General features: G+C 53.2%; 14 protein-coding genes. 7 read left to right on the top strand and 7 right to left on the bottom strand.

The features are described 5' to 3' along the window. The first annotated feature begins 10 nt into the window (after nucleotides 1-10). The 6 genes from FQZ95_RS01355 (at nucleotide 11) to FQZ95_RS01330 (ending at nucleotide 4,886) form a co-directional block, all read left to right on the top strand. A complete protein-coding gene (locus FQZ95_RS01355) occupies nucleotides 11-325 on the top strand; it encodes a PTS fructose transporter subunit IIB (RefSeq protein ID WP_021513873.1) in 315 nt (104 codons plus the stop codon). 24 nt (nucleotides 326-349) lie between these two features. After that, on the top strand, nucleotides 350-1,402 hold the full coding sequence (locus FQZ95_RS01350; RefSeq protein ID WP_160529792.1) for a PTS fructose transporter subunit IIC: 1,053 nt from the start codon (nucleotides 350-352) through the stop codon (nucleotides 1,400-1,402). Nucleotides 1,403-1,452: 50 nt separating this feature from the next. Further along, nucleotides 1,453-2,304 carry a class II fructose-bisphosphate aldolase gene (locus FQZ95_RS01345; RefSeq protein ID WP_160529791.1) on the top strand — a complete coding sequence of 284 codons (852 nt, stop codon included), beginning with the start codon at nucleotides 1,453-1,455 and terminating at the stop codon, nucleotides 2,302-2,304. An 80-nt stretch (nucleotides 2,305-2,384) separates the two neighbouring features. Continuing rightward, nucleotides 2,385-3,245, top strand: coding sequence for a ketose-bisphosphate aldolase (locus FQZ95_RS01340; protein WP_032185490.1), 861 nt, complete (start codon nucleotides 2,385-2,387; stop codon nucleotides 3,243-3,245). Nucleotides 3,246-3,292: 47 nt separating this feature from the next. Next, on the top strand, nucleotides 3,293-4,225 hold the full coding sequence (locus FQZ95_RS01335; RefSeq protein ID WP_032185489.1) for an ROK family protein: 933 nt from the start codon (nucleotides 3,293-3,295) through the stop codon (nucleotides 4,223-4,225). Beyond that, nucleotides 4,206-4,886, top strand: a complete 681-nt coding sequence (locus FQZ95_RS01330) for a D-lyxose/D-mannose family sugar isomerase (protein WP_088541994.1) — start codon at nucleotides 4,206-4,208, stop codon at nucleotides 4,884-4,886. The genes FQZ95_RS01335 and FQZ95_RS01330 overlap by 20 nt, the downstream gene beginning before the upstream one ends. 43 nt (nucleotides 4,887-4,929) lie before the next feature. Here FQZ95_RS01330 and FQZ95_RS01325 read toward each other — a convergent pair whose 3' ends face one another. Continuing rightward, nucleotides 4,930-6,639, bottom strand: a complete 1,710-nt coding sequence (locus tag FQZ95_RS01325) for an AsmA family protein (protein WP_160529790.1) — start codon at nucleotides 6,637-6,639, stop codon at nucleotides 4,930-4,932. A gap of 120 nt (nucleotides 6,640-6,759) precedes the next feature. Further along, nucleotides 6,760-8,151 carry a xanthine/proton symporter XanP gene (gene xanP, locus FQZ95_RS01320; protein ID WP_001295238.1) on the bottom strand — a complete coding sequence of 464 codons (1,392 nt, stop codon included), beginning with the start codon at nucleotides 8,149-8,151 and terminating at the stop codon, nucleotides 6,760-6,762. Between the two features lie 279 nt (nucleotides 8,152-8,430). Here xanP and gltS point away from each other — a divergent pair, with 279 nt between their 5' ends. Then, nucleotides 8,431-9,636 carry a sodium/glutamate symporter gene (gene gltS, locus FQZ95_RS01315; RefSeq protein WP_000468837.1) on the top strand — a complete coding sequence of 402 codons (1,206 nt, stop codon included), beginning with the start codon at nucleotides 8,431-8,433 and terminating at the stop codon, nucleotides 9,634-9,636. 188 nt (nucleotides 9,637-9,824) lie between these two features. Here gltS and recG read toward each other — a convergent pair whose 3' ends face one another. From recG to gmk, 5 genes are read right to left on the bottom strand one after another with little or no spacing between them, the layout of a single operon-like run. Beyond that, nucleotides 9,825-11,906: an ATP-dependent DNA helicase RecG gene (gene recG / locus FQZ95_RS01310; RefSeq protein WP_160529789.1), complete on the bottom strand. Its 2,082-nt coding sequence runs from the start codon at nucleotides 11,904-11,906 to the stop codon at nucleotides 9,825-9,827. Between the two features lie 5 nt (nucleotides 11,907-11,911). Further along, entirely contained in the window at nucleotides 11,912-12,601 is a 690-nt protein-coding gene (gene trmH, locus FQZ95_RS01305; RefSeq protein ID WP_001070177.1) for a tRNA (guanosine(18)-2'-O)-methyltransferase TrmH, read from the bottom strand. A 6-nt stretch (nucleotides 12,602-12,607) separates the two neighbouring features. Further along, the gene (spoT, locus tag FQZ95_RS01300; protein ID WP_032304059.1) at nucleotides 12,608-14,716 is read right to left on the bottom strand and encodes a bifunctional GTP diphosphokinase/guanosine-3',5'-bis pyrophosphate 3'-pyrophosphohydrolase; all 2,109 of its coding nucleotides are present in this window, start codon (nucleotides 14,714-14,716) and stop codon (nucleotides 12,608-12,610) included. Between the two features lie 18 nt (nucleotides 14,717-14,734). Then, nucleotides 14,735-15,010, bottom strand: coding sequence for a DNA-directed RNA polymerase subunit omega (gene rpoZ, locus FQZ95_RS01295; protein WP_000135058.1), 276 nt, complete (start codon nucleotides 15,008-15,010; stop codon nucleotides 14,735-14,737). Nucleotides 15,011-15,064: 54 nt separating this feature from the next. Next, nucleotides 15,065-15,688 (bottom strand): guanylate kinase, encoded by a 624-nt coding sequence (gene gmk, locus FQZ95_RS01290; RefSeq protein ID WP_001295237.1) that lies wholly within the window; start codon nucleotides 15,686-15,688, stop codon nucleotides 15,065-15,067. Between the last annotated feature and the right edge of the window lie 193 nt (nucleotides 15,689-15,881).

The following is a 15,881-nucleotide window of genomic DNA, read 5'->3' as shown; positions in this document are numbered from 1 at the left end:
GGAGTATGTCATGAATATTGTCTGTGTTGCCGCCTGTACGGCGGGTATTGCTCATACCTATATTGCTCGTGAAAAGTTAATCAAAGGAGCAAAAGCTCTGGGCCATACCATTAAAGTTGAAACCCAGAGAACCATTGGTACAGAAAATGAATTACAGGCGGCAGATATCTCTGCTGCTGACGTCGTGATTCTTGCTGTAGATGTGAAAATAAAAGGAGAAGAACGCTTCACCAATAAACGTATTGTGCGAGTAAAGACAGAGATCGTCATTAAATCGCCCGTTCAATTTCTTGAAAAGGTCGAAAAATCACTGGGAAACAAATGATCCTTATACTGGAGGGATCTTAATATGAAAGACAATAAAATTCCGGTTTCACAGGAAATTAAAAAACATTTATTAACCGGCATCTCGTGGATGATACCCCTTATTGTGGCCGCCGGGATATGTATTGCGTTGGGGCAAGTTCTTGGCGGTACAGATGTTGGTGAAAAAACAGGAACAATCCCGTGGATGCTTAATCAGATTGGCGGCTGGGGAATGGGGCTGATTGTGCCGCTGATTAGCGCGGCAATTGCCTATTCTATTGCCGATCGTCCCGGATTTGCCCCGGGCCTGATTGTCGGCTTTCTCTGCGGGCAAATCCATACCGGATTTATTGGCGGTATGTTGGGTGGTTTCCTGGTGGGCTACACCATTTTGCTACTTAAACGCTATATCCGCCTGCCGCAGTCGATGCAAGGACTCATGCCAATCATGGTGTTGCCGGTATTAAGCACCATTATCGGTGGGCTGTTAATGATGACGCTGATTGGTAAACCCATCGCCTGGTTACAAGAAGCACTGATTCATTTGCTCGAGTCGATGCAGGGCGGATCGCGCTTCCTGATGGGGGCCATACTTGGCGCGATGGCAACCTTCGATTTCGGTGGTCCGGTAAATAAAACAATGTCGTTGTTTTCCGATGGCTTGCTGGTCAGCGGCGTCTATGGGCCAGAAGCCGTGAAATTTGTCGGCTCAATCATCCCTCCGTTTGGCATCACACTTTCGTTCTTACTGACACGCCATAAATACACCCGTGCGGAGCGCGAGGCGCTGAAAGCCGCGTTTCCGATGGGGATCTGCATGATCACTGAAGGAGTCATTCCGATCGCCGCGCGTGACTTGCTGCGAGTGGTGGGATCTTGTGTGGTGGCTTCTGCGGTAGCTGGCGGCTTGATCATGGTGTGGGGCGTGGAGAGTCCGGTTCCGCATGGCGGCCTGTTTGTTGTGCCTTTGTTCACCCATCCTCTGCTGTTTTGCCTGGCGCTGGGTATAGGCACGGTGATTTGTGGCGTGATGCTTTCACTCTGGAAGAAACCGGTAACGGAACGTGACGAAGAGTTTGACGAACTGAGCGATTAAAAGCTGAAAGATGAAGAGATCACTTTCACCCTCGAATAACCGGAGGCCCTATGTTTGCCGATATGAAAAGTATGGTGATGAAAGCCTGGCATGAACATTACGCCTTGCTGGCGATCAACTGTATGAATCTGGAAAGTGCTCACGCAGCTATCCGCGTGGCGGAGAAGAATCGCGCTCCGATCATTCTCAATCTCTATCAGGGGCATCTGGCGCATTTTCCTGCACCCGTCGCGGCGGCAGTGGTTAAAACGCTCGCGGAATCTGCCTCAGTACCGGTCGCTCTGGCGCTTGATCATGGCAAAAATCCGGACTGTATTCGTCAGGCGTTTCGTGCTGGTTTCAGCGGATTAATGATTGATGCTTCTGCTTTTCCCCTGGAGGAAAACGTGCGCCAGACCAGGGCGGTGGTGGAACTCGCCGCCAGCGCGCAGCTCTGCGTGGAAGGCGAACTGGGCCATCTGGCAGATGCGCCGCGTTACGACCAGGCCACCAATGCCGACCTGATGACGCAACCCACTGATGTGGAATCGTTTATCGCGCAGACAGGCATTGATCTACTGGCCGTCTCGGTAGGCACGGCGCACGGCATGTACGCGCCTGGTGTTGTACCTGCTATTGATTTTCAGCGTCTGGCGGAGATTTTCCACTGCTCGAGCGTGCCTCTGGCATTACATGGCGGTAGCGGTACGCCGTTCGATCAGCTCCAGCTCTGTACGACGCTGGGGGTAGCAAAAATCAACGTGGGGGCGGCCATTTTTGAACGGGGGAAATCCGCGCTCCTGCATACCCTCTGTCACGATATATCCATTGAACTGGTGGACGCGCTGAAAGCTATGGAACTGGCCTTCGAAGAAGCGATTACACCGTATTTACAGGCGAGCGGCTCTATCGGCAAAGCCTGATTCATTTTCTGTCATGGCCTTTATGCCAGTGCAATAACGCACCGGCAGGGCGGACTACACGCTGAAACTGGAGATTTAACATGTTAGTTTCGATGAAAGAATTACTGCAACCTACCCGCCAGCACGGCTTTGCCATTGGCGCATTTAATGTGGCGGATAACTGTTTCCTTCGCGCTGTCGTGGATGAAGCAGAAGCCACTAATACCCCGGCGATTATTGCCATCCATCCCAGCGAACATGATTTTGTGGGCGATGCCTTTTTCGCTCACATTCGCGAAATTACCCAGCGTAGTCCGGTCCCGTTTGTACTGCACCTCGATCATGGTGCCTCTGTAGAGCATGTTTTGCGTGCGATTCGCTGCGGATTTACCTCAGTAATGATCGACGGTTCGCTGCTGCCGTATGAAGAAAACGTGGCGCTGACCGCAGAAGTGGTTCGCCTCGCTCACGCGGTTGGAGTATCGGTTGAGGGTGAACTGGGGACCATCGGACAAACAGGAACGTCAGTGGAAGGTGGAGTTTCACAAGTGACCTACACAGATCCGGCGCAAGCCGCCGATTTTATTGCTCGTACAGGGGCCGACACACTGGCGGTAGCGATTGGTACGGCACACGGCATCTATCCGAAAGGGATGCAGCCGAAGCTGCAAATGGACATTTTGCGCGACATTGCCGGGCGCATTGATATTCCATTGGTGTTGCACGGTGGTTCGGCAAACCCGGACGCGGAGATTGCTGAATCAGTTACGCTCGGCGTCGGCAAAATCAATATCTCCAGCGATATGAAATACGCCTATTTCCAGAAAGTGCGTGAAATTCTCGCTAAAGAGAGCTGGTGGGACCCGAACGTCATCTATCCGGATGCGATTAACGCGGCGCGGGAAGTCATTCGCCACAAAATGAAACTGTTCGGTTCGCTCGGTAAAGCATCACTGTACTAAGCCAGAAGGGCGGGGTGACCCGCCTTTTACGCAACAAGGAACGAGATATGCACTATCTGGGGTTGGATATTGGTGGGACCAAAATCGCCGCCGTCGTCATGGATGCGCATGGCTGGGAGATTCGCCGTTACCGCTGCCCGACGCAAAAGTCGACATATCAACAATTTGTCTCATGCGTTGTGGCGCTTATCGAGCAGATTAGGCGGGACGTTCAACGACCGATGCTGACAGGGATCGCCTTACCCGGCAGTATCTCGCCACTCACTGGCCTGATTAAAAATGCGAATATTCAGGTGATTAACGGGCATGCGTTACAGGCTGATTTGCAGCAATTGCTTGGGCAACCGGTGGTGATAGCCAATGATGGTAACTGTTTCGCGCTATCAGAAGCTTGCGACGGTGCCGGGCAAGATTATGACGTGGTATTTGGTATTACGCTTGGCACGGGCTGCGGCGGTGGCATTGCCATCAAGCAACGACCGTTTATAGGGGCCTGGGGAAATGCTGCCGAATGCGGTCATATCACGTTGCCAGGCTATACGGAGCAGGAAGATGGTCCATCAGTCAGTTGCTATTGCGGCAAACACAACTGCGTGGAGTCGTTTGTTTCCGGCAGCGGTTTTAGTGAACGCTATCAACAGATGACTGGTAACTTGCTCACTCCTGCGGCGATTGTCACCCTGGCACAACGTGGTGATGCTTGTGCCATGCAGCAGGTGGCACGTTTTCGCCAACAGCTTGCCCGCACGCTGGCAACCATCGTTAACGTTGTTGACCCTGGCGTGATTGTGATCGGCGGCGGGCTTTCGAATGTGGAACTGCTTATTACCGATCTGAACGCAGAAGTTGCTCCACTGGTTTTCACCGATCAATTCACCACTCCCATTGTAAAAGCACAGCACGGCGACAGTAGCGGAATGCGTGGCGCTGCCTGGCTTGCTATGCGCAACGGAGAAGCCAATGAAACGCTCACAAATTAATTATGTTATTGATAAAGCACATGCCATTGCGCAGACCTTCCGCGTTTGTTTGCCAGAGTTCGCCTATTTTACGGTGGATGACTGGCTGCAGCGGGAACGGGATAACTGGCAAGAAGTAGTCGACTTACAGCTCGGTTGGGATATCACCGATTTTGGTCGTGGTGATTTCAACCAAACGGGACTAACACTGCTAACGATGCGCAACGGCGCGCTGGGGTCGGCGGCATATCCAAAACCGTATGCTGAGAAAATGTTGCAGATCCAACAAGATCAGCAGACTCCCTGGCATTTTCACACCCACAAAATGGAAGATATCCTCAATCGGGGCGGTGGAGACTTATGCATGCAGTTGGCCTGGGCCAACGAAGCCAATCTCTGTGATGATCAACGAGTCATTACCGTGAATGTTGATGGTCAGCGGCGTACCATGAAACCTGGTGAAACGCTGGTGTTAAAGCCGGGGCAGGGCATTTGCCTGCCGCCGCGTCTGTATCATCGCTTCTGGGCGGAAAAAGCGTTTGTTCTCGGCTGGGAAATTTCGATGGTAAATGATGACCAACACGATAATTATTTTCTTGAGCCGGGAGGACGTTTTCCGGCGATAGAAGAAGATGAACCGGTGAAATGGTTATTGTGCAGTGAGTATGGAATTTTGCGCTAATAACGGGGAACGCTAGCGCTGATATCCGCTAGCGTCCTTATTTTTACTGCACCGGCTCCGTCGACGTAACTTCACCACTGGAAACTACGCCCGCATTCATGGTCTGGGTCACTTGCTGTTTCTCGGCGTTCACGGCATGCAATTGCCCGTTAACCGTGGGTTTCAGCGGGACATTGACCTGAATATCGCCACTGGCGGTAAGCTGAATATTGCCGTCGCCAGTCAACGGTAGTTCAGGCCATCCCCACTGTTGCAAAATATTCACCGGCACACCGCGTCCATTCAGGCTGATATGGGTCTGACGTTGTGGCGTTTGTGAAACACTGGCGGTGGCTTCCAGAATGCCTTTTTCAGTAAATGCACTCAGTTCGCTGATATTCACCGTGCTGCTGTTGGCAGTTAGCGCCAGCGACGGACGACGGACATCAACACGATTAAACGTTGCGGCGGCGGCATTCAGATTCGCCGAGCCACTCCAGACGCCCCATTTATGATCGGTAACCAGCGTCAGATTGGCACCGTAACCATCGAGCGCGGTGAGCTGCCACGGGAAGTCAGGGTCGATATCAATGATCAGATTGCGGCTGGCGCTAAATCTCTTCAGTTGCAGGCTGTTTAACCAACCGGGTGTCGTTTCCATCCACAACTGTTGCCAGTTTTTTGGCAAGGTATATTCCAGTCCGGCAATTGCCGCATCATCAAGGATCAACATTTTCCCGTCACGCAACCAGTTCCCTGACGTTCTGACCATGCCCCCTTCCCAGCGGCTGGTGAACTGGCGCAGTGCTACGCCCTGCGGGGAAAATTCCGCGTTTATAATCGGGTCAAATAAATGCAGCGAACCATAAATGAACTCGCTGGCGTTCATCGACAGTTTGCCTTCCTGTGTCTGCCAGTCATCTTTACTGAAGGTCATGTTGCGCAAGCTGAGATCGAGGTCGGTCACCGCCCAGTCCGGACCTTGCAGACGAGCGTCAATGACTTCCAGGCGACCAATCTGCAACGACGGGACAGAGCGTAATGGCGCAAAGAAGTCGGTTAGCGATTTTTCGCTTTGTAGACGGATATCCGCCAGCCGCAGATTTTCCACTTGCCAGCTGCCGTCGGCGTTACGCTGCGCGTTTCCGGTTAATGTCCCGCGGGCGATGTCGGCACCTAGGTTAGTCAGCGTAACGCGATCGTTATCAATACTGCCTTCAATGAGTACATTGGTGGCAGGAACATCATTGAGCGAAAGCGATCCGGCACTAAACTGAATCTGCGCCTTCGTACCCAGCACTTTACCGGCTTCTGGTGACCACGGAACCACGCCACCATTTACCCGCTGCGCGCTCAGTTTCCATTCGCTATTCGGGCTATTAAACGCCATATCACGCAGTTGCAGACGATCGGCTTTGAACGGTAGCGGCGCGGTCTGGTCGGTGAGATTCAGCGTCCCGTTTTCCAGTAGGATGGTATCGACATGGCGTGGTTCGGTCAGTTGGCGACTGCTTAGCGCAATGTCGACACTTTTTGCCACCAGGGTCGCGGGCTGACCATCACGACCAAACGTGACGTTCTCCAGCACGATATGAGATGGCGCGGAAAAACGGTGATCCATCGCCCCGAAGGCCAGATGATAGTCGCTATTCTCGGAAACCCATGCGCTGATATGTTCTGCTCCCCAGCGGGTTTGCAGAAGGAAATAGAGGCCAGCGATCGCCACTAACAGAGCGATGAGAATGTAGAGAAGCAGCTTCCCAATAAATTTCATGGTCTTCCATCCCGTGAAATGCACATAAGGGAGTTATGCACGATTTACGCGCAATCCTCAAGGCGGGAATGGTGAAAGAGGTGAGACTGCGGCGGTAATTATCTTACCGCCGTCAGTGAATTACTGTTTTTCTGGTGGGAAAATCAGATTCAGCACGATGGCAGTAATACCGCCCGCGGCGATCCCGGAGGAGAGCAGGTTTTTCAGCCATTCAGGGGCAAACTGCAAAATCAGCGGCTGCTGAGACACGCCCAGACCGACCGCCAGCGACAGCGCGATAATCAGAATCGCCCGACGGTTCAGCGGCTCACGAGAAACGATACGCACACCGGAGGCGGCGATGGTGCCAAACATTACAAGCGTTGCGCCGCCCAGAACCGGTTCTGGAATGTGTTGTACAAAACCGCTCACTGCCGGGAACAGACCCAGCACGATCAACATCAGCGCGACGACAAAACCGACATAGCGGCTGGCAACACCGGTCAACTGGATCACACCGTTGTTCTGCCCGAAGCAGGAGTTCGGGAAAGTGTTAAACACCGCCGAGACAAACGAGTTCAGACCGTTTGCCAGCACGCCGCCTTTCAGACGTTTCATGTATAGCGGACCGGACACTGGCTGTTCGGAAACGTCAGAGGTCGCCGTGATATCGCCAATGGTTTCCAGCGAAGTGATCATAAAGACCAGCATCAGCGGTAGCAGCAGACTCCATTCAATGCCAAGACCGTAATAGAGCGGCGTTGGCACCATAATCAGTTCTTGCGTCATCGGTTCGTTGCTTTCTGGCAACATGCCCATAAACCACGCCAGCGCATATCCGGCCGCCATCGCAATCACCAGTGAGGCCACGCGCAAATATGGGTTACGTTGACGGTTAAGCAGGATAATTAAGGCCAAGACCACGCCTGCCAGCAACAGATTTTTCGGTGCGCCGAAGGTGTTATCGCTCATGGCTGCGTAACCGCCGCCAATGGATGTTAGCCCAACCTGAATTAGCGACAGGCCGATAATCATCACCACAACGCCAGAAACCAGCGGCGTAATAATGCGGCGCGCCAGATGCAGAACACGGGAGATCACCATCTCGGTGCAACTTGCCAGCATCAGCGTGCCGAACAAAGCCGCCATCATGGTAGGAACATCAGCACCACCAGTCTTAAGCGCTGTACCGCCCATAATCAGCGGGGCAACAAAGTTGAAGCTGGTGCCCTGAATAGACAACAGCCCGGAGCCAACCGGACCCCAGGCCTTAATTTGAATAATCGACGCCACACCGGAGGCAAACAGCGACATACTAATAATGTGTTGCGTGTCTTGTGCCGGTAAACCCAGCGCCTGGCAGATTAATAGCGCTGGCGTGATCACCGCAACGAACATCGCCAGCAGATGCTGGCAGGCGGCAAACAGAGTTTGAGGAAGCGGCGGACGATCTTCAAGACGGTAAATCAGTTCGCTGTTTTGAGTCTGCGCAACCGGTTGCGCATTTTCTGACTCGAGGGTGGAAACAGACATCGAAAACAATCCCGTGGTAGCAAAGCGGGCATTTTAGCTGACCGAAAGAGAAAAGCAAACGTTTGCCACGGCCTCTGCTAAATATTTAAATGAGATAAATGCACTTTTTTATATAACTTTTGGTATTTTTCTGCTTAAAATCCATGCCATTTGTTCATTAACAGCTGAGAATTTGACCCAGGAAAGCATGACTCGATACCCGTCATATTTCATGAAGGTGCCACTGCGCGATGAAGTATGACGAGTATGAAAGAGTGATGCGGATACAAAGGAGTAACTATGTTTCATCTCGATACTTTAGCAACGCTTGTTGCCGCAACGCTGACGTTGCTGCTCGGGCGTAAGTTGGTCCATTCCGTCTCCTTTTTGAAGAAATACACCATACCGGAACCTGTTGCGGGTGGTTTGTTGGTGGCGCTGGCGCTACTGGTACTGAAAAAAAGCATGGGCTGGGAAGTCAACTTTGATATGTCCCTGCGCGATCCGTTAATGCTGGCTTTCTTCGCCACCATTGGTTTGAACGCCAACCTTGCCAGTCTGCGTGCCGGTGGGCGCGTGGTTGGCATCTTCTTGATTGTGGTTGTTGGTCTGTTGGTTATGCAAAATGCCATTGGCATTGGTATGGCTAGCCTGTTAGGGCTTGATCCGCTGATGGGGCTGTTGGCCGGTTCTATTACGCTTTCCGGCGGTCACGGTACGGGTGCTGCCTGGAGTAAATTGTTCATTGAACGTTATGGCTTCACCAATGCGACGGAAGTGGCGATGGCCTGTGCAACGTTCGGTTTGGTGCTGGGCGGCTTGATTGGCGGTCCGGTAGCGCGCTATCTGGTGAAACACTCCACCACGCCGAACGGTATTCCGGATGACCAAGAAGTCCCGACAGCGTTCGAAAAGCCGGATGTGGGCCGCATGATCACCTCGCTGGTGCTGATTGAAACTATCGCGCTGATTGCTATCTGCCTGACGGTGGGGAAAATTGTTGCGCAACTTTTGGCTGGCACTGCTTTTGAACTGCCGACCTTCGTCTGTGTACTGTTTGTTGGCGTGATTCTGAGCAACGGTCTGTCAATGATGGGCTTTTATCGCGTCTTTGAGCGTGCGGTATCCGTTCTGGGTAACGTAAGTCTGTCGTTGTTCCTGGCGATGGCGCTGATGGGACTGAAACTGTGGGAGCTGGCTTCGCTGGCGCTGCCGATGCTGGCGATTCTGGTGGTACAGACCATCTTCATGGCGTTGTATGCCATTTTCGTCACCTGGCGCATGATGGGCAAAAACTACGATGCGGCGGTGCTGGCGGCGGGTCACTGTGGTTTTGGTCTTGGCGCGACACCAACGGCAATCGCCAACATGCAGGCAATCACTGAACGTTTTGGCCCGTCGCACATGGCGTTCCTGGTCGTGCCGATGGTTGGTGCGTTCTTTATCGATATTGTCAATGCGCTGGTGATTAAGCTGTATTTGATGTTGCCGATTTTTGCGGGTTAATTGATGAAGCGGCGGTATAAGTGCCGCCGCAACAAAGGCAAATGTCTGATATGCTTCGCTTATCAAGTCTGCGTATTGATTCACAATTTATTGAATTTGTAGTTTTTTTGTAGGACGGATAAGGCGTTCACGCCGCATCCGGCAGGAAGGTAGGGTAACCTGAAATGGCGGTTTCTCACCGCCGCCTTTTACGCATTTGAGTAACGTTCCGTTTCTGGCATCCAGCGTTCTATCAGGGCTTTTGCCTGCTGTGGGTAACGTTCGTGAATATGGCGTGCCAGGCGCTGAACTTCCGGGATCATCGCCTGATCGCGCAGCAAATCCGCCACTTTAAATTCAGCATTACCCGTCTGACGCGTGCCTAACAATTCGCCAGGGCCGCGAATCTCCAGATCTTTTTGTGCAATCACAAAACCGTCGTTACTGTCGCGTAGCACTTGCAGGCGGATTTGCGCGGTTTTGGAGAGCGGCGTTTTGTAGAGCAGCACACAGTGAGAAGCCACCGCGCCACGACCTACACGCCCACGTAGCTGGTGCAACTGCGCCAGACCCAGACGCTCCGGGTTTTCGATAATCATCAGGCTGGCGTTAGGCACATCAACGCCGACTTCAATAACGGTCGTGGCAACCAGCAGGTGTAACTCGCCTTGTTTAAATGATGCCATGACGGCCTGCTTCTCGGCTGGTTTCATCCGTCCGTGTACCAGACCAACATTCAACTCTGGTAGCGCCAGTTTCAACTCTTCCCACGTGGCCTCCGCTGCCTGCGCTTCCAGTAACTCTGACTCTTCAATCAACGTACAAACCCAGTACGCCTGACGACCTTCAGTCATACAGGCGTGGCGCACGCGGTCGATAATGTCGTTGCGGCGGGTATCCGGGATAGCCACCGTCGTCACAGGCGTACGACCTGGCGGTAACTCATCAATGACCGAGGTATCGAGATCGGCATACGCAGTCATCGCCAACGTGCGGGGGATCGGCGTGGCGGTCATGATCAACTGATGCGGATGGAAGCCCTGCTGCTGGCCTTTCTCCCATAACGCCAGACGCTGATGCACGCCAAAACGATGCTGTTCGTCGATGATCACCAGCGCCAGGCCGTTAAACTGCACCTGTTCCTGGAAGATGGCGTGTGTACCGACAATCATCTGCACCTGACCGCTGGCGATGGCTTCCTGCTGTGCCAGTCGTGCTTTACCTTTCTGTTTACCGGCGAGCCAGCCCACTTCGATACCGAGCGGAGCAAACCAGTTACGGAAGTTATTGGCGTGCTGCTCGGCGAGTAATTCGGTTGGTGCCATCAATGCCACCTGTTTGCCGTGCGCAATCGCACGCAACGCGGCGAGGGCGGCGACCAGCGTTTTACCGGAACCTACATCGCCCTGCACCAGGCGCATCATCGGCACATCCAGCGCCATATCGCGCTCGATCTCCGCCACCACGCGTGCCTGTGCGCCCGTTGGCTTGAACGGTAAGGCTGCGAGGAGTTTATTTTTCAGCGCGTCATTGGCGCTCAGCGGCTGGGCATGAAAACGCTGTGCTCCGGCACGTAAGGCTAACATGCTGAGGTTGTGCGCCAGCAACTCTTCCAGAATCAGCCGGCGTTGTGCCGGATGCTGCCCGGTTTCGAGATCGCTAAGCTGTAGCGTCGGCGGCGGGCGGTGCAAAGTGCGCAACGCTTCCGGTAGCGTCATCATTCCTTGTGACAGTTCCGGCGGCAGGAGTTCTTCAATGGCGCAGGTGTCGAGCAGATCCAGCGCCTGGTCGGTTAATTTACGCAGCGTGGCCTGCTTTACGCCTTCCGTAGTTGGGTAAACCGGCGTTAGCGTTTCCTGCAACTCTGGCATACTGAGATCGCCCTGCACGCGGTATTCCGGGTGGATCATCTCCGCACCATATTTACCGCGCTTTGCTTCGCCATAGGCCAGCACGCGGCGGCCAGTCGCCAGGCTATTTTTCATTGCCGCGTTGAAGTTGAAAAAGCGCATGGTGAGAATGCCGGAACCGTCGCTGATCTGGCAGGTCATCATCCGCCGACCGCCGAAGGAGATATTGCAATTCAGTACTTCGCCTCCCACCGTGGCATAAACGCCCGGCAGTAGTTCACCGATGGGGTAGAGATGGGTGCGATCTTCGTAGCGCAGAGGAAGGTGTAAGAGTAAATCCTGCACGGTATGCAGGTTGATTTTCGCCAGCTTATTACTTTGCGCCGCGCCAACGCCCGTTAGCGAACTGAGCGGAACAGCATCTAACAGGCGACCTTTCATGGCGCTTACCCTGCTGCCTGCATAGTGGCCCACCAGTCGGCATCAGCTTCAATTTCGCCTTGCTGATTAACGTGGGGGTAGGGCAGGCCTTTGCGTTTTGCGACTTTCGCCAGCACCGGATAGCCGCCTTCAAACAGCAGGCGTTGTTGCTCCGCTTCCGGCAACATGCTGTTTTCCCGCAGATACATGCCTGCGTTTTGCCGCTGGCGCTGGGCTTCGTAAAGAATAAGGGCTGAGGCAACGGAAACATTCAGCGACTGCACCATGCCGATCATCGGAATGATGATGTCCTGATCCGCCAGGGCTAACGCTTCCTGCGTGATACCCGTTTTCTCCTGACCCATCAAAATACAGGTCGGGCGGGTGTAATCAATTTCGCGGAAATCGACAGCGTTATCAGAAAGATGTGTAGCCAGGATCTGCATTCCCTGGCCTTTCAGATGGGCAACGGCATCGCCAATGGTGCGGTGCGTTTTCACCTGTACCCAACTGTTGCTGCCAGCCGCAGCCGAAGCCATGGTGCGCATCCGGCTGCCAGGCCAGACGGCATGAACTTCATGTACGCCAACGGCATCTGCGGTACGAATAATCGCAGAAACGTTATGGGGTTTGTGGACCTGCTCCATGCAGACGGTCAGATCAGGCTGCCGCCTGGCGAGCATTTCGCAGATGCGTGCATAACGTGTTGGGTTCATAAAACATTAATTTCGGTTTCGGGTGACTTTAATCACGTCTGGCATCACGCGGATTTTGCGCATGATATTCGCCAGATGCACACGGTCACGGGCGGTCAGACGAATAAAGGCGCTGTAGACGCGACCATCCTTTTCTTCTGTATTCAAACTTTGAATATTCGAGGTCGTGGTGTTAATTGCCGCCGTCAGGTTTGCCAGCGCGCCCTGATGATTGAACATCTCCACCTTGATTTCGGTGATGAACTCCTGTGCCGTCTCTTTATCCCATTCCACAGCCATAAATTTCTCTGGCTCTTTCTGGTAGCCACGGATGTTACGGCAGGATTCATGGTGGATCACCAGACCTTTACCGGGGCTGACGTGGGCGATAATCGGGTCGCCAGGAATAGGGCGGCAGCATTTCGCAAAGGTGATCAACACGCCATCAGCACCTTTAATTGGCAGATGTCCGTGACTTTGGGTTGCCGGTGGAATGGAACCGTCTCCCTGCTGCAGATTTTTCGCGACCACCACGCTCATTGCGTTACCAAGGCCGATTTCAGCCAGCAGATCGTCAAGCGTTGCCAGCTTCATGCGGTCCAGCTCACGCTGAATATTTTCCGGCGGGATTTCATTGAGCTTACGGCTGCCACCCAACGCATGATTGAGCAGACGACGGCCCAGGCTTACAGAATCATCACGCTTGAGGTTTTTCAGCAACTGACGAATTTTGGCGCGCGCTTTCGAGCTGACGACAAAGTTCAGCCATGCGGCATTCGGGCGAGCGCCCGGTGCGGTAATGATTTCAACGGTTTGGCCGCTGGAGAGCGGCTGCGACAGCGGGTAAGGCTGACGGTCGACGCGAGCGCCCACGCAGGCATGACCGATATCGGTATGCACCGCATAAGCGAAGTCGACGGGCGTTGCACCGGCAGGCAGCTCTACAATGCGCCCTTCCGGTGTGAAAACGTAAATCTCATCCGGGAAGAGATCGGATTTAACGCTCTCGATAAATTCAAATGAGCTACCGGCACTCTGTTGCAGCTCCAGCAGGCTTTGCATCCAGCGCTGGGCGCGAATTTGTGCGGTAGTACTGGTTTCGCCGTGCTCTTTATAAGCCCAGTGCGCGGCAACACCCATCTCTGCCATCTGATCCATATCTTCGGTACGGATCTGGACCTCAACCGGCACGCCGTGCGGGCCAATCATCGAGGTGTGCAAAGACTGATAGCCGTTCGCTTTTGGAATGGCGATGTAGTCTTTCACGCGACCCGGACGCGGCTTGTACAGGCTATGCATTTGCCCGAGCACGCGATAACAGGTGTCGGAATCATTGACGATCACGCGGAAGGCGTAGATGTCCATGATCGAGTGAAAACGCTGCTCTTTGAGCACCATTTTGCAGTAGATCGAATAAAGATGCTTCTCGCGACCACTGACGCGGCACGGTATTCCCGCTTCCTGCAAACGCCCTTCGATTTCCGAGAGGATTTTTTGGATCATCTCTTTACGGTTGCCGCGTGCGGCTTTCACCACTTCTTTGATTACGCGGTAACGGTTGGGATACAGCGCCTCAAAACCCAGCTCTTCGAGTTCGGTTTTAATGTGGTGGATACCTAAACGGTGTGCCAGCGGGCTGTAAATTTCGAGGGTTTCACGGGCGATGCGGCGACGTTTGTCCGGGCGAAGTGAGCCCAGCGTGCGCATGTTGTGGGTACGGTCGGCAAGTTTGATGAGAATGACGCGGATATCCTGCACCATCGCCATAATCATCTTGCGAAAGTTTTCGGCCTGCGCCTCTTTCTTATCGCGGAACTTGAGTTTATCAAGTTTCGACACCCCCTCTACCAGCTCGGCGACGCTTTTACCAAAAAGCTGTTCCATGTCCTGGTAGGTGGCGGGTGTATCTTCAATCACGTCATGCAGCAGCGCCGCCATTAGCGTTTCATAGTCGAGTTTCATCTCGGCCAGAATGCAGGCAACCGCTACCGGGTGCGTGATATAGGGTTCACCGCTTGAACGTGTTTGCCCCTCGTGAGCATCACGTGCAACGAGATACGCCTGCCGCAGACGCTTGATTTGGTCTTCCGGCAGGTAGGTTTGAATCAGTTGATTCAGGCTTTCAAACAGATACAAGGGCGACCCGCTTTGTGATTAACGACGACCTTCAGCAATAGCGGTAACGGCTTGTAATTCAGCGGCTTCCTGCTCTTGCTGTTCCTGGCGTTCGCGAACGTCGAGGATCTGGTTGTTGATCAGACCTTCTTCGATTTCGCGCAGCGCGATTACGGTGGTTTTATCGTTTTCTTCCGGTACCAGCGGATCCTTTCCGCCTACCTGCATCTGACGAGCGCGACGCGCGGCGACCAGTACCAGGTCAAAACGGTTACCAATTTTCTCTACAGCGTCCTGAACAGTTACGCGTGCCATACTTAAAAAGCTCCACAGGTGAAGAAATGACTGGGCATGATACTGAAATCAGGTTCAGTCTGCCAACAATTTGCTGATTAAAGCGTCATGACGCTGCTTTTGGCGGCTCATGCGCAGACGTTCGGCGCGAATAATGGTCTTCAAATCGGTCAACGCGGTATCGAAGTCATCATTCACAATCAGGTAATCATATTCGGCGTAATGGCTCATTTCTGCAACAGCTTGCGCCATACGCTTTGCAATGACCTCTTCGCTGTCCTGACCGCGACCGCGTAGACGGCGGTCCAGTTCAATTTTGGACGGCGGTAAAATAAAGATACTCCGCGCGTGCGGCATCTTCTGGCGAATTTGCTGCGCGCCCTGCCAGTCGATATCGAGAAAAACATCGACACCGGTCGCCAGTACTTGCTCAATGGCCTCACGCGAAGTGCCATAGTAATTACCAAAAACTTCTGCGTGTTCCAGGAACGCATCTCTGCTAATCATTTCTTTAAATTCATCATGATTAACAAAGAAATAATGTTCACCGTGGACTTCACCAGGACGCGGTTGGCGTGTGGTGTGTGAAACAGAAACCTGGGTGTCATACAACGGTTGGGTTTTTAATAAAGCCTGAATCAGGCTGGATTTACCCGCGCCACTGGGGGCAGAAACAATATAAAGCGTGCCTTGAGCCATGAGTATCTTTCGTATGTGATTAGCGAAATAAAGCCTACATACGAGCTTATTATACACGGCGCGGCCATGTGACGTAGCCCTTGCTCACACTTTTTGCGCAAAGTTGTTGCGTTTTGCGTAGCTGCTTCCGCATTTGCCTGTGATTCACTGCAATAAAGACGATTCTCAGGAAGCGTCCTCGCAGACTCCGTTT

Origin of the sequence: Escherichia sp. HH41S (assembly GCF_009820115.1) — a bacterium.
GTDB lineage: Bacteria > Pseudomonadota > Gammaproteobacteria > Enterobacterales > Enterobacteriaceae > Escherichia > Escherichia coli_F.
This window is presented reverse-complemented; position numbering and strand designations above follow the sequence as displayed.